The organism is Isoptericola sp. NPDC057559 (genome assembly GCF_042801555.1).
Lineage (GTDB): Bacteria > Actinomycetota > Actinomycetes > Actinomycetales > Cellulomonadaceae > Isoptericola.
The window spans coordinates 1-17,839 of sequence record NZ_JBHVFQ010000045.1 but is presented as its reverse complement, the minus strand read 5'-3'; the positions used below and the strand labels follow the sequence as shown (position 1 = coordinate 17,839).

Annotated in this window: 17 protein-coding genes; 9 read left to right on the top strand and 8 right to left on the bottom strand. The window is 77.0% G+C overall.

The genetic code is table 11. The annotated features are described in order from the left end of the window. Positions 1–144: 144 nt before the first annotated feature. The gene (locus ACFU5J_RS21405) at positions 145–1,431 is read left to right on the top strand and encodes an MFS transporter (protein WP_430580062.1); all 1,287 of its coding nucleotides are present in this window, start codon (positions 145–147) and stop codon (positions 1,429–1,431) included. Here ACFU5J_RS21405 and ACFU5J_RS21400 read toward each other — a convergent pair. The 5 genes from ACFU5J_RS21400 to ACFU5J_RS21380 all read right to left on the bottom strand — a co-directional run bounded on the left by ACFU5J_RS21400 (position 1,377) and on the right by ACFU5J_RS21380 (position 7,067). Continuing rightward, entirely contained in the window at positions 1,377–2,768 is a 1,392-nt protein-coding gene (locus ACFU5J_RS21400) for an MFS transporter (protein WP_430573232.1), read from the bottom strand. The two genes, ACFU5J_RS21405 and ACFU5J_RS21400, sit on opposite strands and share 55 nt — an antisense overlap. Then, complete coding sequence (locus ACFU5J_RS21395) at positions 2,765–3,754, bottom strand: ChbG/HpnK family deacetylase (protein WP_430580061.1); 990 nt, start codon at positions 3,752–3,754, stop codon at positions 2,765–2,767. The genes ACFU5J_RS21400 and ACFU5J_RS21395 overlap by 4 nt, the downstream gene beginning before the upstream one ends. Continuing rightward, positions 3,751–4,917 (bottom strand): ROK family protein, encoded by a 1,167-nt coding sequence (locus ACFU5J_RS21390; RefSeq protein WP_430580060.1) that lies wholly within the window; start codon positions 4,915–4,917, stop codon positions 3,751–3,753. Before ACFU5J_RS21390 ends, ACFU5J_RS21395 begins: the two co-directional genes overlap by 4 nt. A gap of 125 nt (positions 4,918–5,042) precedes the next feature. Continuing rightward, entirely contained in the window at positions 5,043–5,840 is a 798-nt protein-coding gene (locus tag ACFU5J_RS21385; RefSeq protein ID WP_430580063.1) for a glycosyltransferase family 2 protein, read from the bottom strand. 393 nt (positions 5,841–6,233) lie between these two features. After that, positions 6,234–7,067, bottom strand: coding sequence for a DUF5926 family protein (locus ACFU5J_RS21380; RefSeq protein WP_430580059.1), 834 nt, complete (start codon positions 7,065–7,067; stop codon positions 6,234–6,236). A gap of 111 nt (positions 7,068–7,178) precedes the next feature. On the opposite strand from ACFU5J_RS21380, the gene ACFU5J_RS21375 reads away from it, so the two are divergent. The 4 genes from ACFU5J_RS21375 to ACFU5J_RS21360 all read left to right on the top strand — a co-directional run bounded on the left by ACFU5J_RS21375 (position 7,179) and on the right by ACFU5J_RS21360 (position 10,337). Beyond that, complete coding sequence (locus ACFU5J_RS21375) at positions 7,179–8,567, top strand: CoA transferase (protein WP_430573236.1); 1,389 nt, start codon at positions 7,179–7,181, stop codon at positions 8,565–8,567. 155 nt (positions 8,568–8,722) lie between these two features. Then, on the top strand, positions 8,723–9,316 hold the full coding sequence (locus ACFU5J_RS21370; RefSeq protein ID WP_430573237.1) for a sulfite oxidase-like oxidoreductase: 594 nt from the start codon (positions 8,723–8,725) through the stop codon (positions 9,314–9,316). Next, the gene (locus tag ACFU5J_RS21365; RefSeq protein WP_430573238.1) at positions 9,313–10,023 is read left to right on the top strand and encodes an FAD-binding oxidoreductase; all 711 of its coding nucleotides are present in this window, start codon (positions 9,313–9,315) and stop codon (positions 10,021–10,023) included. The genes ACFU5J_RS21370 and ACFU5J_RS21365 overlap by 4 nt, the downstream gene beginning before the upstream one ends. Then, on the top strand, positions 10,023–10,337 hold the full coding sequence (locus ACFU5J_RS21360) for a DUF6510 family protein (protein WP_430573239.1): 315 nt from the start codon (positions 10,023–10,025) through the stop codon (positions 10,335–10,337). Before ACFU5J_RS21365 ends, ACFU5J_RS21360 begins: the two co-directional genes overlap by 1 nt. Before the next feature lie 18 nt (positions 10,338–10,355). Here ACFU5J_RS21360 and ACFU5J_RS21355 read toward each other — a convergent pair whose 3' ends face one another. From ACFU5J_RS21355 to ACFU5J_RS21345, 3 genes are all read right to left on the bottom strand, one after another. Continuing rightward, positions 10,356–11,303, bottom strand: coding sequence for a Ppx/GppA family phosphatase (locus ACFU5J_RS21355; protein ID WP_430573240.1), 948 nt, complete (start codon positions 11,301–11,303; stop codon positions 10,356–10,358). 105 nt (positions 11,304–11,408) lie between these two features. Then, positions 11,409–11,789: a hypothetical protein gene (locus ACFU5J_RS21350; protein WP_430573241.1), complete on the bottom strand. Its 381-nt coding sequence runs from the start codon at positions 11,787–11,789 to the stop codon at positions 11,409–11,411. Between the two features lie 198 nt (positions 11,790–11,987). After that, positions 11,988–13,412, bottom strand: a complete 1,425-nt coding sequence (locus ACFU5J_RS21345) for a glutamyl-tRNA reductase (protein ID WP_430580058.1) — start codon at positions 13,410–13,412, stop codon at positions 11,988–11,990. A 49-nt stretch (positions 13,413–13,461) separates the two neighbouring features. Between ACFU5J_RS21345 and hemE the strand changes: the two genes are divergently transcribed. The 4 genes from hemE to ACFU5J_RS21325 all read left to right on the top strand — a co-directional run. Continuing rightward, the gene (hemE, locus tag ACFU5J_RS21340) at positions 13,462–14,619 is read left to right on the top strand and encodes a uroporphyrinogen decarboxylase (protein WP_430580057.1); all 1,158 of its coding nucleotides are present in this window, start codon (positions 13,462–13,464) and stop codon (positions 14,617–14,619) included. After that, positions 14,616–16,130 carry a protoporphyrinogen/coproporphyrinogen oxidase gene (locus ACFU5J_RS21335; protein WP_430580056.1) on the top strand — a complete coding sequence of 505 codons (1,515 nt, stop codon included), beginning with the start codon at positions 14,616–14,618 and terminating at the stop codon, positions 16,128–16,130. The genes hemE and ACFU5J_RS21335 overlap by 4 nt, the downstream gene beginning before the upstream one ends. Positions 16,131–16,309: 179 nt before the next feature. Further along, positions 16,310–17,392, top strand: a complete 1,083-nt coding sequence (hemC, locus tag ACFU5J_RS21330; RefSeq protein ID WP_430573245.1) for a hydroxymethylbilane synthase — start codon at positions 16,310–16,312, stop codon at positions 17,390–17,392. Then, positions 17,389–17,839 (top strand): uroporphyrinogen-III synthase (locus ACFU5J_RS21325; protein ID WP_430580055.1); only part of this gene is annotated, 451 nt, incomplete at its 3' end. The genes hemC and ACFU5J_RS21325, both read left to right, overlap by 4 nt.

The window sequence follows — 17,839 nt, the reverse complement described above, 5'->3', positions numbered from 1 at the left end:
GGCGCGCGGCCGGGGCGCCCCCCCCCGGGGCCCCCGCCCTCCCACCCCCCGGGGGTCGGCGGCCCCCCGCGGGGGGGCCCCACGACGACTGAGACGATGGCCCCGCACCCTCCCGGCGTCCCGTGAAAGGCGACCCACCCCGCCGTGTACTCGCTCCTCCTGGCGATCATCTACGTCGCCTTCGTCAGCCTCGGGCTCCCGGACTCCCTCGTCGGCGCCGGCTGGCCCGTCATGCACCAGGACCTCGGCGTCCCGGTCGCGTTCGCCGGCATCATCACGATGATCATCGCCGGCGGCACGATCCTCTCCAGCCTGGCCTCCGAGCGGATGACACGACGCCTCGGCGTCGGCGTCGTCACCGCCGTGAGCGTCGGGCTGACCGCCGCCGCCCTCGTGGGCTTCTCCGTGTCGGGCTCGTTCTGGGTGCTGTGCCTCTGGGCCATCCCCTACGGGCTGGGGGCGGGCGCGGTGGACGCCGCGCTCAACAACTACGTGGCCCTGCACTTCGCGGCACGGCACATGAACTGGCTGCACAGCTTCTGGGGCGTGGGCGCCTCGATCAGCCCGTTCATCATGAGCTACGCCCTCACCTCGGGCCTCGGCTGGTCCAGCGCCTACCGCATCGTCGGTGTCGCGCAGGCCGTGCTCACGGTCGTGCTGATCGTCAGCATCCCGCTCTGGGGGAAGGTCCGGCCGGGCCCGGCGGCCGAGCACGCCGAGGCTCACGACGCCCCGCCGTCCGACGCCGAGCCGGCAGGACGGGGGAGCACCCACGTCCCGCTCGCGACGGCGCTGCGGATCCCCGGAGTCCTGCTGATCCTGGCGGCCTTCTTCGCCTACTGCGCGCTCGAGAGCACCTCGATCCTGTGGGCGTCGACGTACCTGGTCACCGACCGCGGGGTCGAGGACGCCACCGCCGCCGCGTTCGCGTCGCTCTTCCTGCTCGGCATCACCGCGGGGCGGTTCCTCGCCGGCTTCTTCGCCGACCGGGTGGGCGACCGGCAGCTGATCCGCGGCGGCTTCGCGGCGGTCGGCGTCGGGGTGCTGCTCGTCGCGCTCCCCCTCGGCACGCCGGTGCCCGCCCTCGTCGGGCTGGTGGTCATGGGGCTCGGGTGCGCGCCGATCTACCCGGCGATCATCCACTCCACCCCGGTCAACTTCGGCCCCCGGAACTCCCAGGCCGTCATCGGGATCCAGATGGCCGCGGCGTACACCGGCTCGACCCTCGCGCCCCCGGTCTTCGGGGTGCTCTCGACGTGGGCCGGGCTCTGGGTCTTCCCGCTCTTCCTCGCCGTCCTGGTCGTGCTGGGCCTGCTCATGTCCGAGCGCCTGAACCGGCTCGTCGCCCGGCGGGACGACGAACCGGCGCAGGGCGCTCAGGGCGCGACGGCGGGCGCGGGGGTGCTCGGCGCCGAGGAGCGCAGGGGGTAGAGCCAGAAGCAGACGAACGCCAGCGCCGCGAGCACCACGGGCACACCGCCGATGAGCAGGCGGACCCCCGTGGACACGGTCTCGACCTGCGCCGCCGGCGCCACGCCCTCGACGTACCCGCTCGCGGCGAGCACCCCCGCCACGACCACGGCCTGCACCACCACCGACCCGCGGACCACGAAGCCGTTGGCGCCGAAGTACATGCCCTCGCGGCGCAGGCCGGTGCGCCGCTCGTCGTCGTCGATCACCTGCCCGAGCGCCACCTCGAGCACCTGCATGAGGCCCGCGACGCCGAGGCCGACGGCGAGCCCCGCCGCGGCGGCGCCGAGCACCGTGGTGGGGACGAGGTACAGGCACGTCGCGAGCCCGTAGACGGCGACGACCGCGAGCATCGTGGTGCGGGGCCCGAAGCGCCGCACCACCCACGACCAGCCCCAGATCGCCGGGATCGCGGCCACGAAGATCGGCGCGAGCATCAGCGTGGAGTCCGCGTCGGTGCCGCCCACCGTGTACTTCACGTAGAACGGCACGCCCGCGAGCAGCACCGCCGTGGTGCTCTGCAGCAGCAGCGAGCCGAGCACGTACGTGACGAACGCACGGTTGGCGAAGGTGTACCGGAGCTGGTCGCGCAGCCCGACCGCGGACTCGCGGGCGCGGGCCGCGTCGTCGGCGTCGCGCTCCACCATCCCCGCCAGCGACCAGGCGAAGAAGCCGGCGCACACCACGGCGAGCGCGACGCCCATCCACGCCCAGCCGATCGAGTCGTACAACAGGGGCGCGCCCGCGGTGCCCAGGATCATGCCCACCAGCGCGAACAGCTGCCGGGGGCTGTTGCCCCGGGCCCGCTCCGCCGTCGTGCGGAAGATCTCGGGGAACAGCGCCGACACGTTGAGGACCACCGCGACGTACGCGACGTCGAACAGCGCCACGACCACGAGGAACCACACGACCAGCCCCGCGGGCGGGAACGCCGGCGGCATCCACACCAGCGCGAACGCCACCACCAGCGGCACGATCCCCAGCACGATCCACGGCACCCGGCGGCCCCAGGCGGTGCGGTGCCGGTCGGACGCCGCACCGACCAGGGGGTTGAGCAGCGCGTTGAGGATGCCGTGCGCCACCATCGCGGCCGCGACCCAGCCGGCGGGCACCCCGAGGTGGTCGACGTAGAAGAAGACGACGAACGCGGAGAACGTCTGCAGCATGAGGTTCGCCGGGAACGCCGACGCCCCGTACGCCACGGTCTGCGCCCGGGTCGGCGCCCCGACGAGGCGCCGGTCGCGCAGCCGGGCGAGCGCCCCGCCCTCGCGGGCGGCCACGCCGTCCGGCCGGCTCACCGCTCGCCCCGCTGCACCGCACGCAGGTCGCGCCAGCCGATCCGCACGAGCCCCTCCGCGGCGACGGTCGCCGCCACGTCCGGGTCGCGCAGCAGCCGCTCCTCGTACCCGCGCTTGGGGGCCGCGTAGTCGACCGCGTCGGTCAGCTCGTCGCCCACCAGCATCGGGTGCAGGAAGATCTCGGTCACGCCGGGACGCACGCTCCGCAGCAGGTCGAGGAAGCCGGCCTTCACCGTCGCGTAGTCCTCGGCGTCGGGCGTGCCCTCCCCCGCGAGCTCGAACGGGTGCGTCCACAGCCGGTCGACGATGACGACGCCGGCCGCGTCGGCGGCGCCGGTGGCGGCGTCCAGCAGTGCCTGCGACCCCGGCGCGTCCGGGTCGGCGCCCATCGCCGCGAGCCCGTCGAGCGAGCGCGGCAGCCGGAACGGCAGGCCGCGCTCGGCGGCGAGCCCGAGCACCTGCGGCAGGAAGGAGCGGCCCGTCGCGAGCCCGTAGACCGAGCCCATGTGGTTGTCGAGGTGGCTCACGTCGACGCCCGCGGCCAGCGCGGCGTCCAGCTGCGCCGCGAGCTCGGCGGCCACGTCCTGGTCGTCCGCGCGCCGCTCCACGGCGTCCACGCCCGCGGGGAAGTAGCCGGCGTCGTCCACGAGCGACGTCCCCACGCCCGTGAGCGGCCGCCACCGGTACCGGGTCCACTCGCTGGTGAGGACGAGGTGCACGCCGACGTCGAGGCCCGGGTCGGCGGCCGCCGTCGCGAGCGCGTCCGGCGCCCACGGGCACGGCACCATGACCGTCGACGAGTCCAGGTGCCCCGCGGCCAGCAGGGGCATGATCGCGCGGTTCGCGGCGCGGCACATGCCCAGGTCGTCGGCGTTGAGGATGATCGCCCGGGCGTCCGGGGCCAGCCCGAGGCGCGTGGTGAGGTCGGACGGCGCGGTGAGGTCGGAGGGCGCGGTGAGGTCGGACGGCGCGTCCTGCGCCGTCACCGGGACGCTCCGTCGGTGACTCCGTCGGACGCCGCCACCGCACGCTCGGCGACCACGGCACGCAGCGCCTCGCCGGCCGCGTGCCCGGCGCCCAGCACGGCCCCGTCCGCACCCAGCGGGGACGCCTCGATCCGGACCGGCAGCACGGAGATGCGGTCGCGCAGGAAGGCGGTGACCCGCTGCGCGATCGGCGGGCGCGCCGCCTGGTCCCCGAGGACGAAGAGCTCGGGGTCGAGCACGATGGCGAGCGACGCCACGACCACGGCGACGCGGCGCGCCATCTCGGCCACGACCGCGTCCGCCACGCCGTCCCCGGCGTCGGCCCGGTCGATCAGCTCTCGCACCGTGATGTCCTCGGGCAGGTCGTGGTCCTTCGCGAGCGCGGCGATCGCGGCGTCGCCGAGCACCTGCTCGCCCAGCGCGTGGCCCGGCTGCGGCAGGAAGGCGACCTCGCCCGCGATGCCCGACGCCCCGCGGTGCAGGCGCCCGTCCAGCACGACGCCCGCGCCGAAGCCCTCCCCGAAGGCCAGCGTGACGAACGACGACCGGCCGCGCCCCGCCCCCAGGTGCTGCTCGGCGACGGCGGCGAGGTTCACGTCGTTGTCGAGGGAGACCGGGCAGGCGAGGGCGTCGGTGAGCGCGTCGTGGAGCGTCGTGCCGCCCTTCTCGTACCCCGGCACGTGCAGCACGGTGGTGTGGTCCACGCCGACGACGGCGGGGAAGGCCACGACCGCGCGGCCCACCTCGACCCGCCGGCCCGGCCCGAGCCGCGCCTCCACGTCCTCGCGGCAGGAGTTCGCGAGCCCCGCCGCGGCCCGCGCCCGCGCCACCGGCGTGCGCTGCACGTCGCGGCGCTCGGCCCGCGCCCGCACGGTGCCCGTCGCGTCGACGAGGGCCACCCGCACGCGGTCGCGCGCGACGTCGACGCCCAGCCCGAAGGCCGAGTCCGGGTCTACGCGGACCCGGCCCGGCGCCCCGTCGGCGACCACGGCCCCCGCCTCCGTCAGCGCGGCCAGCGCGCGACCCACGGTCGCGGCGGGCAGGCCCGTCGCCTCGACGAGGGCGTCCTCGCCGGCGGGCCCGCCGGCGGCCAGGACGTCCAGCACGGCGCGGGCGTCGGGCCCGCGCCGCGGGTCAAGGGTTCCGGTGTCAGAGGTGGGCATCGGGCCTCCGTCGGGATGGGCGGGACGGGGAGTCCCGCCCGGGCTGCGAGCCTAGCCACGCCCCCGTGGGGTTGTCGACGCAGGCGCCGACGCCCCCACGGGGCGGATCCCCGCGTCGCTGCAGATCAGGACGACGCGTGGTCGCGCGGGCGCCCGATGCCGCGGACCGCGTCGACCGCGCCGCGCACCCGCCGCGCGTTCACCGCGAGCACCACGTCCCGGTACTGCCCGGCGCGGTGGAGCTGCCCCTTGAGGTCGTTCGACGACGCCCGGTGCTTGAGGTCGCACGGCACCTCGACGGCCACGTACCCCTGCCGGAGCAGGTCGATCGTCATGCCGGTCTCGACGCCCCAGCCGTGCGCCAGCGGCGTCGCCGCCTCGAACGCCTCGCGGGTGAGGCAGCGCATGCCGGACAGCGGCTGGCTAGGGCTCCACCCCGTGAGGTGCTGGATGGCGCGCCGGGCCGTGCCCACGACGATCCCGCGGCCGCCGGCCCCGGTCTGCCTCGGCAGCAGGGCGATCGCGAGGTCCGCCACGCCCTCGCGCACGGGCGCGACGAGCGGCGCCGTGTTGACGGCCGTGTCGCCCAGGTCGCCGTCCACGAACAGGAGGAGGCGCGGGGCGCGCCCGTCGGCGTCGCGCATGGCGACCACGGCCGCGCCGGTCTCCATCGCGGCGGCCTTGCCCCGGTTGTGCGAGTGCCGCACGACCACGGCACCGGCGTCGCGCGCCACGTGCTGCGTGTCGTCCGTCGAGCCGTCGTCGACCACGAGCACGAGGTCGACGTGCGGGATCGCGCGGGCCGACCGCACGGTGGCGGCGACGCGCGCCGACTCGTCCTTGGCGGGGATGATCACCGCGACCCGCTGCGGGTTGCGGCGCCCCTGCGCCGTCGGCGGCCGCGGCGTCTTGGCGACGGGCAGCGCACCCACGCGGGTGGTGACGGTCGCGCCTGCGCCGTCCTGTCCGGCGACGCTGTTCCGCTCGCCGGCCTCGTCCTGGCTGGTGGACACCTCAGCGCCCGTACGGGTCGCTCCGTGGTCCGTGTTCACGACTCCCTGCCTGTTGGGTCTCGCCCGTGTCGGCCGTGCGGACGACGCCCGCCCGGCGCTGCTGTGCGGTGGCTCCTTGGGGAATCACCGGGGATCAGAAGAGCAATCTTTTCCCGAAGAACTGTACTCCCCCGGAAGGCCCGATCTCGGGTCAAGAAAGGGTGTCGTCCGGGACGTGCCGTGAAGATCGTGCGGAGCCGCCACCGCCCTGCTGAGCCACCGACCCGCCGACCCGCCGCGCGACGGTCCGCGCGGGGCGCCGCGTCAGCGCAGCGTCACCTGTCGGGAGACGATACCGGCCCGGGCCCGCCGCTCGTTCGCGTCGAGCGGCTCCGTCACCGCGAGCGCCTCCTCGAGGCGGGTCGCGAGCTCCGCCACCGGCTCCTCGAGCTCCGCCGCCTCCGTGCCGCGGGGCAGCTCCCAGACGGGCACCACGAGGCCGCAGGCACGGAACATGCCGAGGAACTTGCCACCCACGAGGCCCGACTCCCGGCGCGCGTGCAGACGGGCGATCGCGTCCACGACGCGGTCCTCGTCCTCCGTGCGCGCCCAGCGCAGGAACTCGCGCGACATCCGGCACCAGTACGCCGCCGGCACCGACGCCAGCTTCACCGTCGGGATGGACGCCTCGGCCGCCTCGTCGAGCGACTCGCGGATCTCGTCGGTCATCTCCGTGCCGGCGTCGAGCCAGTAGTCGTAGCCCTCGTGCACGGTCACCTCGAACGGGACGTCGAGGTCGAGCACGTCCTGCAGCCGCGGGTCGCCGTCCTGCGGGGCCGGCAGCTCCTCCGGGAGGATGCCCGTGCCCGGCTCCGCCGCTGCGGCCGTGAGCAGCGCCGCCGCGAGGTCGCGGCTCAGGTCGTCCGAGCTGCCCATGCCGTGCAGCGCGAGCAGGACCGTGCCGTCCTCGCGGTGCAGCGCGCACCAGCCGCCCGGCAGGACGGTCGTGACGACGACGTCGCGCCCGCCGTGGTCCGGCGTCGTCCGCGCCGTCGCCGTGGCGGACGGCACCACCTCGCGCAGCGCCACCCAGTCCGCCTCCCCCGGCAGACCCTCGAACGGACGCAGGACAGGGGCGGTCGCAGAGCTCTTGGCCATGCCCGCGATCCTATCCGGCCCGCGCCTCGCGCCCACCCGCCTCCCGCGAGGGGGCCGGAGCCTCCGCGAGACGGCCCCCGACGACTCGGCGGTGGTGGCTACGGTGGCGGGATGGAGCGATGGCGCCGCCTGGTGGCGGACTACCGGGACGGGGTCGCGCCGGGCCTCGCGCACGACGGCGGTCACGACCGCGCGCAGGACGGCGGGCGCGACGCGGCGACGCTCGACGGCGGCCGGGACGCGTGGCTCGCGGCGACGCTGCCGGCGCTGGACCTGTCGCTCGGGTCGGTCGCCGCGCTCTGCTCGGCCGCCGGGCGGGCGGGGGCGACCGGGCCGCTGACGGAGCGCGGCCCGTCGCCGGCGCGGGTGGCGGCGTCGTTCGGCTCGGACCGGCTGCTACGGCTGGACGGTCGTCCCGTCCCCGGGTTCGCGCCGCTCTCCGGCTTCTTCCGGACCGGCGACGGGTGGGTGCGCACGCACGCCAACTACCCGCACCACCGGGCGCGGCTGCTGCGGCTGCTCGGGCTGACCGACGGCACGGACCGCGACGGTCTGGCCGCGCGCCTCGCCGACGCCTCCGCCGCCGCGCTGGAGGACGACGCCGCGGCCGCCGGCGCGATCGTCGCCCGTGTCCGGGACGAGGCCGCGTGGCGGGCCTCGACGCCCGGGGCGGCCGCGGCGCAGGGTCCGCTCGTGCGGGTCACGGCTCGCGACGACGCGGCTCCGGGCCCGGTCCCCCTCCCGGGTGGGCCGGCGCCGCTCGCGGGGGTCCGGGTGCTCGACCTGACGCGGGTCATCGCCGGGCCGGTCGCCACGCGCGCGCTGGCCGCGCTCGGCGCCGACGTGCTGCGCGTGGACCCGCCCGTGCCCGCGGAGATCCGCCACCAGCACCTCGACGTCGGGCAGGGCAAGCGCACCACCCTGCTCGACCTGCACGACGCCGGCGACCGCGAGCGCGCCCAGGCGCTGCTGGACGACGCGGACGTGCTCGTCACCGGCTACCGCCCCGGCGCGCTCGAGGCGTTCGGGCTGCGCCCGCCGCCGGGCGCCGTCGTCGGCCGCGTCTCCGCGTGGGGCGAGGCCGGCCCCTGGGCGCACCGCCGCGGCTTCGACTCGATCGTGCAGGCGGCGTCGGGCGTCGCGATGCTGGAGTCCGCCGACGGCGAGGTCCCCGGCGCGCTGCCCGCGCAGGCGCTCGACCACGCCACGGGCTACCTGCTCGCCGCCGGCGTGGTCGACGCCCTCGCCGCCCGCGGCCACGACGGGCGGGGGCGGGACGTGGTGACCGCCCTGGCGCGCACGGCGGCCTGGCTGCTCGACGCCGACGGCCGCGACCCCGGCCACCCGCCCGCCGGGGCGCCGGGGCCGGACGCGGTCGTGAGCCACGGCCACCGGCCCCGCGTCACGACTGCGCGTCCCGCCCTGCCCGGCCTCGACGACCACCCGGCGCCCGCGCACCCGTGGGGCACGGACCACGCCGCCTGGTCGTCGTCGCGCTGACGCCCGCCCCGCGCGGCAGGTGCGAGGGGCCCGCGCGTCTGGTCTGATCGGACCCAGGGTTCGAGCGGCACGGGGTTCGAGCGGCACAGGGTCGGAGCGAACCCGGGTTCGAGCGACCCGGGCCGTTGGCCCGACCACGGTGAGAGGGAGGCCCGATGGGCGTCGTCACGCGGGGCTTCGGGGGCCGGCGCCCCGAGCCGGAGCACCAGATCCCGCCGGGCCAGTTCGTCACCGACGACTTCCCGGTGCTGTCCGCCGGCCCGACGCCGCACGTCGACGAGGCGCACTGGGAGCTCACCGTCCGCACGGAGACCGGAGAGGGCCGCACCTGGACCTGGGACGAGCTCCGGGCGCTGCCGGCCGAGGACGTCGAGACCGACATCCACTGCGTCACGCACTGGACCAAGCTCGGCACGTCGTGGCGCGGCGTCTCCCTGGACACCCTGCTGGCCGACGTCGAGACGAGCGCGGAGTTCGTCATGGCGCACTCCTACGGCGGCTACACGACGAACCTGCCGCTGCAGGACCTGCTCGACGGGCAGGCGTGGGTCGCGTTCGAGTTCGAGGGCGAGCCGCTGGAGCCGGTGCACGGCGGGCCCGCGCGGCTGCTCGTGCCGCACCTGTACTTCTGGAAGAGCGCCAAGTGGCTGCGCGGCCTGGAGCTGATGGACGCCGAGGACCTCGGCTTCTGGGAGCAGAACGGCTACCACGCCTACGGCGACCCCTGGCTCGAGCAGCGGTACTCGTGACCTGGCACGTCGGGACCGTCGTCGGAGCACGCCCCCTCACCGACACGGCCCGGGAGCTCACGCTCGCCGTGCCCGGGTTCGGCGGCGCGCTGCCCGGCCAGCACGTCGACGTGCGCCTCACCGCGCCGGACGGCTACCAGGCGACCCGCGCGTACTCCCTCGCGACGGCGGGCGTGGACGAGCGCGTCGACCTCGTCGTGGACGAGGTCCCCGACGGCGAGGTCTCGCCCTACCTCACCCACGACGCCCGCCCCGGCGACCAGGTCGAGGTGCGCGGCCCGCTCGGCGGGTACTTCGTGTGGCACGACCACGACGCGGCACCCGTGCTGCTCGTGGCCGGCGGCTCCGGCGTCGTGCCGTTCCTCGCGATGCTGCGCGCCCGCCGCCTGTCCGGGCGCCGGGCCCCGTTCCGGCTGGTCTGCTCCGTGCGCGGCCCCTCGGACGCCATCGGGCGCGACGAGATCGACACCCCGGACCCGGGCCTCGACGTGCGGTGGGTCTACACCCGCGAGGTGCCGCCGGGCTGGCCCACGCCCCCGGCCCGGATCACGGCGGACGACCTCACCGCCCCCGGGTTCGGCCCCGCCGACGGCACGGACGTCTTCGTCTGCGGACCCACCCGCTTCGTCGAGGCGACGGCCGAGCTGCTCACCGGCCTCGGCCACCCGCCCGCCCGGGTCCGTACCGAGCGCTTCGGAGGTGCCTGATGACGCAGCCCCACGACGGCCCCTCCCCGGCGCCCCCGGGCGAGGCGCACCCCGCCTCCGCCCTCGACGGCTCGGCCCTGGCCGGGATGCTCAGCGAGGTCTACTCCTTCGACGCCACCCGCGCGGTCGTGCGCTGCGCGCACTGCGGGCACACCGACGTCGTCGCCCGCACGACCGTGCACCTGTCCGCCATGGGCGGCGTCGCGCGCTGCGCGACGTGCACCGCCGTCCTGCTCGTCGTCGTGGACCGCCCCGACGGCACGCGGGTCTCCGCCCCCGGCGCCGCGTGGGTGCAGGCCCCGCCCCGCCCCTGACCGCGCCGGACGCGGTGCCTACATCCGGTCGAGGCGCTGCAGCACGGCGCCCTCGCGCAGCGCCCAGGGGCAGATCTCGACCTCGTCGACGCCGAGCGCGCGCATGGTCTCCTCCGCCACGACGCCGCCGCCGACGATCTGGTACGTGCGGTCGGTGGTGACGCCGGGCAGGGCGGTGCGCCCGTCGGCAGGGATGCGGGCGAGGCGGGGCACCCAGTCGGAGAGCTGCGCGAGCCGCATCCGCCAGCGGTCGTCGGGACCCACGGCCTCCACCTGCATCCCGGCGAGGCGCGCCAGGGAGCGGAAGGTCTTGGAGGTCGCCACCACGTGGTCGGGGGCGGGCACGGACGCGAGCCGCTCGACGACGGGCGCGAGCAGCGCGCGGGCGTGCACGCGCAGGGCCTGGACCTCGTCCGCCGAGGGCGGGTCGTGCCGCAGGAACTCGCGCGTCGTGCGGCCGGCGCCGAGCGGGACGGACGCGGCGAGGTCGGGCTCCTCGTCCACGCCGGACGCGATCTCCAGGGAGCCGCCGCCGATGTCGAGCACCAGCAGCCGGCCGGCGGCCCACCCGTGCCAGCGCCGGGCGGCGAGGAACGTCAGCCGGGCCTCGTCCTCCCCGGAGAGGACGAGGACGTCGCGACCCACGCGCGCGGAGATCGCGGCGAGCACCTCGGCGCCGTTCGCGGCGTCTCGCAGCGCCGACGTGGCCATCGGCAGCAGCTCCTCGACGGCGGACTCGCGCGCGAGCGTCATGACGTCGTCGACGGCCGCGAGGAGAGCGCCCCGGCCCTCGTCGGTCACCGAGCCGTCGTCGTCGAGGTAGCGCATCAGCCGCACGGCGATCTTGCGCGACGCGTGCGGCACCGGCCGCACGCCGTACCGGGCGTCCATGACGAGCAGGTGCACCGTGTTGGAGCCGATGTCGATCACGCCGAGCCGCGGCGCCGGGGCCGTCGTCGAGGTCATGCCGTCGAGCGTAGCGACGCCCGGGGACGACGACGCCCGGCCCCGCGGGGTGCGGGGCCGGGCGTCGTGGGTCGTGCCGCGCCGGTCAGGCGTGCGCGCCGAGCGTCAGGAGAGGGCCTTCGCCTTGAGCTGCGCGAACTCCTCCGGCGAGATCGTCCCGTCGTCCAGCAGCTTCTTGGCCGAGGCGATGTGGTCCGCCGGGGACGCCTGCTGGGCCACCTGCTGGATGTACGCGTCGGTGTCGGCCTTGGCCGTCTTGACCGCCTCCAGCTGGCGCTCCGACATCCCCCGCCCGCGGGCGATGAGGTAGATCAGCGACGTGATCAGCGGGACGAAGATGAGGAAGACCACCCAGAGCGCCTTCCACCAGCCCGACAGCTCCCGGTCGCGGAAGAGGTCGGTGAGGATCTGGAAGAGCACGATCAGGTAGGCGACGAACAGGAAGATCCAGACGAGGTACCAGAAGAAGTCCCAGAAGGTGTCCATCTCACGTGTCCTTTCGAGCGGTCCCAACCATCGACAGGTCGACCGGTGGCGGACCCGTGCCCGCGCTCGGAACGCTAGTGCCGACATGCCGGACGCGCGCGCTGAAACGGGGTGATCCGGGACTCCGTACGCCGAACCGGTCCGTGCCGGACGATCGCGACAGCCCGGACCTCCGCCCGGGCCCGCGTCGGCGGCGGCTCAGCGTCGGACGCCGCGCTCCGCGCCGGTGACGAGCGCCTCGGCACCGGACACGACGGCGGCCTCCTCGGCGCGTGCGCGCGCCAGCGCGTCGGCGCGCACCGCCACGATCTGCCCGTGCAGAGCGGAGTGCACGCGCTTGCGGACGTCGCGCGCGATGGCGTCGACGTCGCCCTCCTCCGGGGTCTCGCCGCGGGCCGCGAGCTCGGTGGTGAGCCGCTCCGTGGCGACGTCGACCTCGGCGCGCACCCGCTCCTCGGCCGCGTCGAACAGGGCCACGACGGCGGCGTCCGCCGCGCGCCCCAGGCGGGTCTCCTCGAAGTCCGCGGCCGCGGCGTCCACGATCGACCGCGCCCGGTCGACGACGCCCGCCGCCGTCGCGGGGGCGTGGGCCTTGAGCGTGCCCAGGTCGTAGAGCAGCACGCCCTCGACGTCGGCCACGCGCGGGTCGACGTCGCGGTGCAGGGCCAGGTCCAGCACCACCAGGGGCCGGGGCTCCGGCTCGTCGCCCGCCGCCGCAGCGGCCCGCTCGCGCGCCCGCACCACGGCGGCGGCGTCGAGCACGTACTCCAGCGAGGCCTCGGCCCCGCCGTCCGCGGGGGCGCCGGCGGGCCGGCGGCCCCGGGCGCCCGAGCACGACACCACCAGGTCGGCGTCCGCGAGCGCCGTCACGAGGTCGCGGACCGGCTCGACGCCGTGCCCCTGCGCGAACACCTCCGCGCGGCCGGAGCGCGAGTACACGCGCACGTCGTCGCAGCCGCGGGCGCGCAGGGCCGCCACGGACGCCCCCGCGTACGAGCCCGTCCCGATGAGCACCACGCGCAGCCCGCGCCACGACCCGTCGCCCGCCGGCGCGGGGCCGCGCCGCAGCTCCCGGCCCGCGAGGTCCCGTCCTGCGAGGTCGAGCCCCAGGGCCACGACCGACCGGCCGGCCGCGCCGAGCTCCGTCTGCGTGCCGACGCGCTTGGACGTGCGCGAGGCCGTCTGGAACAGCAGCTCGAGCGTCTTGGACGTGGTGCCGTCGGCGCGCGCCTCCGCGAGGGCGCGCTTCACCTGCCCGGCGATCTCGCGCTCGCCCACGACCATCGAGTCCAGGCCCGCCGCGACCGTGAACAGGTGCTCGGTGACCTCGGGCCCGGTGCGCACCGTGAACGACTCGGCCGCGACCTCCGCCGTCACCCCCGAGCTGGCCGCCACGACCGCCGCGACGTGCCGCGTCGCGTGCCGCACGGCGTCGCCGTGGACCGGGGCGTCGACGTCCAGGTAGAGCTCGAACCGGTTGCAGGTGGAGATCACCACGGACCCCTGCACGGGGCCGCACGCGCCCACCGCGGCACGCCCGACGGAACCCGAGCCGGTGGACAGGCGCTCGAGCGCGTCCAGGTCCAGCTCGCGGTGCGAGGCGGTGAGGGAGAGGAGTACCACAGTGCTCCCACTTTAAGAGGGCCGAACCGGCGGGGCAGAATCGTGAACCGTGACATCCCCCACGATCGCCTCCGAGCCGGGGCGCGAGCCCACCCTGCTGCCCGCCGACCACCCGCTGGTCGACGGCCGGACGACGCATGCCCCGCTGGTGCGTGCCCTGCGGGGCGACCGTCCGGACGTGACCCCCGTGTGGTTCATGCGGCAGGCCGGCAGGTCCCTGCCCGAGTACCGCGAGGTCCGTCAGGGGGTAGGGATGCTCGACTCCTGCCTCCGGCCACCGTTGGCCGCAGAGATCACCCTCCAGCCCGTGCGCCGCCACCACGTGGACGCCGCCGTCTTCTTCAGCGACATCGTGGTGCCGCTGCGGCTCGCGGGCGTCGACGTGGACATCAAGCCCGGGGTCGGGCCCGTGATGGACCAGCCGTACCGGACGGCCGAGGACGTCGCGCGGCTCACCTCGCGCACCCTCGACGACGGTGCCCTCGCCCCGATCGCCGAGGCCGTGCGGCTCACCGTGGCCGAGCTGGGCGACGTGCCGCTGCTCGGCTTCGGCGGCGCGCCGTTCACCCTCGCCGCCTACCTGGTGGAGGGCCGGCCGTCGCGCGACCACCTCGCGGCCCGCACCCTCATGCACGCCGACCCCGAGACCTGGGCGCGGCTCACCGCCTGGACGGCCGAGCTCACCGGCCGGTTCCTGCGGGCGCAGGTGCTCGCCGGCGCGTCCGCCGTGCAGCTCTTCGACTCCTGGGCCGGCTCGCTGGCGCTCGCCGACTACACGGCGCACGTGGCGCCGTCGTCCACCGCCGCGCTGGCGCACGTCTCCGACCTGCGTGTCCCCGGCGCCGACGACGACGGCCTGGCCGCCATCCACTTCGGCACCGGCACCGGGCACCTGCTGCCCGCCCTGCGCGACGTGCTCGACACCGCGGGCGTCACGCACCCCGCCGTCGGCGTCGACTACCGCACCCCGCTCGACGAGGCCGCCGCGCTGCTCGCCGACCACCCTCGCGGCGCCGTGCCCGTGCAGGGCAACATCGACCCCGCGCTGCTCGGCGCCCCCTGGCCGGTCCTCGAGGCGCACGTGCGCGACGTCGTCGCCCGCGGCAAGGCCGCGCCGGGTCACGTCGTGAACCTCGGCCACGGCGTGCCCCCGGACACCGACCCGACCGTGCTGACCCGCGTCGTCGAGCTGGTCCACTCGCTGTGACGCCGCTCCCGCCGCTCGGCTCCCCCGACGCCGCGACCCCGCCCGCGCGGGCCGCGGAGCACGTCGACGCCGTGGTCGTCGGCGGCGGGATCGGCGGTCTCGTCGCCGCGCGCACCCTCGTGCAGCGAGGGCTGCAGGTGGTGCTCCTCGAGGCCTCCGACCGCGTCGGCGGCCCCGTGCGCGGTGGCGCGTTCGGGTCCGTCCCGCGCGTCCGCCTCGACCTCGGGGCGGAGTCGTTCGCCGCCCGCGGCACCGCCGTCACGGACCTGGCCGACGAGCTCGGGCTGGACGTCGTGAGCCCGGCACCGCTGTCCGCCTGGGGGTACGCCGCCGGGCGCGCGTTCCCCCTGCCGAAGGCGGGCGTGCTCGGCATCCCCTCGACGCCGTGGGCGCCCGACGTGCGCCGCGCGATCGGCTGGCCGGGCGTCGCCCGCGCGGCGCTCGACCGCGTGCTGCCGCGCATCGTCGCGGACACCACGGACCTCGGGTCGCTGGTGCGCTCCCGCCTCGGGCGCCGCGTGGCCGACCGGCTCGTGGCCCCCGTCGCGACGGGCGTGCACTCCGCGCCGCTGGACCGGCTCGACGTCGCCGCCGTCGCGCCCGGCCTGCTCGACGCCTTCGCCCGCACGGGCTCCCTGTCCCTCGCCGTCGGGGCGCTGCGGGCCGCCGCGCCCGCCGGGTCCGCCGTCCGCGGCATCGACGGCGGCATCCACGCCCTCGTCGAGGCGCTCACCGGCGAGATCGCCGCGAGCGCCGAGGAGTTCGCCGACTCCCCGCGCACCGACGCGACCGGGCCGATCCACGCCGCGGTCCGGGTGGCGCAGCGGGTGGTGGCCGTCGAGCGCGTCCGCGGCGGGTGGCAGGTCACGACCGCCGCCGGCGGCACGGTGCACGCGCCGCGGCTGGTCGTGACGACGCCGCGCGTCGCGCCGCTGCTCGCGCCGTGGGTCGCGCCGCTCGACGGCGACGCGCCCGCGGGCGTCGTCGTGCCCACCCCCGAGGACGGCGCCGACATCTGGCTCGCGACCCTCCTGCTCGACGCCCCCGAGCTCGACGACGCGCCGCGCGGCTCCGGCCTGCTCGTGGCGCCCGACGACGAGGGCGCCGCCGGTGCCGCGGCCGGCGTGCGCGCCAAGGCGCTCACGCACGCCACGGCGAAGTGGCCGTGGCTCGCCGACCGCGTGCGCGCCGCCGTCGGGCCGGGCGTGCACGTGGTGCGCCTGTCGTACGGCCGGATCGGCACGGAGACCGCGCCGCCCACCGCCGACGAGGCCGCCCGCGACGCGTCCGCCCTGCTCGGCGTCGACCTCACCGACCGCGTCCGCGACCACCTGCTGCAGCGGTGGGACGGCTCCCTGCCCCCGCCCACCCCCGCCTACCGCGCCGACGTCGCCGCGTTCACCGCCGCCGTCGGGCACACCCCGGGGCTGGCCGTCACCGGGGGCTGGGTGGCCGGCACCGGGCTCGCGGCGATCGTCGCGCACGCCCAGGCCGCCGTCGCCGCCCTCTGACCCGCGACCTGTCAGGAGGAGCGCACGGCGTGCCCGGCGCTCGTCCCGACAGCTCGGACGGAGCGGTGCTGACGCATCGTCGTGACCGGGCGTCAGGACGACGGCGGGTGCGGTGTGAGATCGGCCTCGGGCCGCCCGAGGGTTGTCCACAGGCCGGGCCGCTGCGCGACACTGGACCGGTGAGCACCCCCGAGACCGCCCCCGCCCCGCTGCGCCTCGGCACCCGCGGCAGCGCCCTCGCCACGACCCAGTCCGGCATGGTCGCGCGCCGGCTGGAGGAGCTGCTCGGCCAGCCCGTCGAGCTGGTCCGGATCCGCACGGAGGGCGACGTGAAGACCGGCTCGCTCGCCTCGCTGGGCGGCACGGGCGTCTTCGTCACCGCGCTGCGGGAGGCCCTGCTCGACGGCCGCTGCGACGTCGCGGTGCACTCGCTCAAGGACCTCCCCACGGCGCAGCCGGACGGGCTGACGGTCGTGACGCCGGAACGCGAGGACCCGCGCGACGCCCTGTGCGCCCGCGACGGCCGCACCCTCGACACGCTGCCCCGCGGCGCCCGCGTGGGCACGGGGTCGCCGCGCCGGGCGGCGCTGGTGAAGGCCGCCCGCCCCGACGTCGAGCTGGTCGACATCCGCGGGAACGTGGAGACGCGGCTCGCGCGCGCCCTCGGCCCCGACGCCGACCTCGACGCCGTCGTCCTCGCGTACGCCGGGCTGTCCCGCCTGGGCCGCACGGAGGTCGTGACGCACGTGCTCGACCCGGTGGTCGTGGCCCCCGCCCCCGGGCAGGGCGCGCTCGCCGTCGAGGCCCGCAGCGACGACCTGGCGGCGGGCTCCGCGCTGGGCGCGGCGTTCGCCGCGCTCGACCACCGCCCCACGCGGCTCGCCGTGCTCGCCGAGCGGGCCGTGCTCGCGCGGCTGGAGGCCGGCTGCGCCGCGCCGGTCGGCGCGCACGCCCGGGTCGAGGCGGGCGAGCTGCAGCTCACCGCGGTGGTGGCGCGGGTGGACGGCACGGAGCAGCTCACCCACAGCGCGTCCGCGCCGCTCGCGGACGACGCCACCCCCCAGGACCATGCCACCCAGGACGGCACGGCGATCGCGCTCGGCGTCCGCGTGGCCGAGGCGCTGCTCGCCGACGGCGCCGCCCGGCTCGCGCCGCTCGTGGGCGGCGCGGCGGACGTGCCCACCCCGGACGACGTCGCCGCCCGCGCCGACGTCGCGCCGCTGCGCACGCCCACCGGCACCGACGACCCGGAGGGTTCGTGACGGCCGCGCACGACGCAGGACCCGACACCGGGCAGGACTCCGGGCAGGACTCCGGGCAGGACTCCGGGCACGACACCGGGCACGCCGTGCTCGTGGCACGCGCGCCGGAGCGCGGGGCCCCCCTCGCGGCTCTGCTGCGGGCGGCCGGGCACGACGTCGTCGTCGCCCCCGTCATCGAGCGCGCGCCGGCGGACGACCTCGCCGCCCTCGACGACGCCGTCCGCGACCTCGCCCGGGGCGCCTTCGCGTGGACGGTCGTGACCAGCGTCAACGCCGTCGACGCCCTCGCCGCGGCCGCCGGGCGCACCGGGGCCGACCTGGGCGCCGTCCCGACCCGGTGGGCCGCCGTCGGGCCGGCGACCGCCCGCGCCCTCGCCGCCGTGGGCGTCACGACGGGCCTCGTGCCCGCCGGCGACGCCACCGCCGCCGGCCTGGTCGCCGCGTTCC

Coding starts and splice junctions, on each gene's coding strand:
- ACFU5J_RS21355 (WP_430573240.1), bottom strand. CDS start 11,303: ATGACCTCGACGACGGCCCCGGCGCCGCGGCTCGGCGTGATCGACATC.
- ACFU5J_RS21370 (WP_430573237.1), top strand. CDS start 8,723: ATGGGCGTCGTCACGCGGGGCTTCGGGGGCCGGCGCCCCGAGCCGGAG.
- ACFU5J_RS21360 (WP_430573239.1), top strand. CDS start 10,023: ATGACGCAGCCCCACGACGGCCCCTCCCCGGCGCCCCCGGGCGAGGCG.
- ACFU5J_RS21390 (WP_430580060.1), bottom strand. CDS start 4,917: ATGCCCACCTCTGACACCGGAACCCTTGACCCGCGGCGCGGGCCCGAC.
- ACFU5J_RS21375 (WP_430573236.1), top strand. CDS start 7,179: ATGGAGCGATGGCGCCGCCTGGTGGCGGACTACCGGGACGGGGTCGCG.
- ACFU5J_RS21380 (WP_430580059.1), bottom strand. CDS start 7,067: ATGGCCAAGAGCTCTGCGACCGCCCCTGTCCTGCGTCCGTTCGAGGGT.
- ACFU5J_RS21350 (WP_430573241.1), bottom strand. CDS start 11,789: ATGGACACCTTCTGGGACTTCTTCTGGTACCTCGTCTGGATCTTCCTG.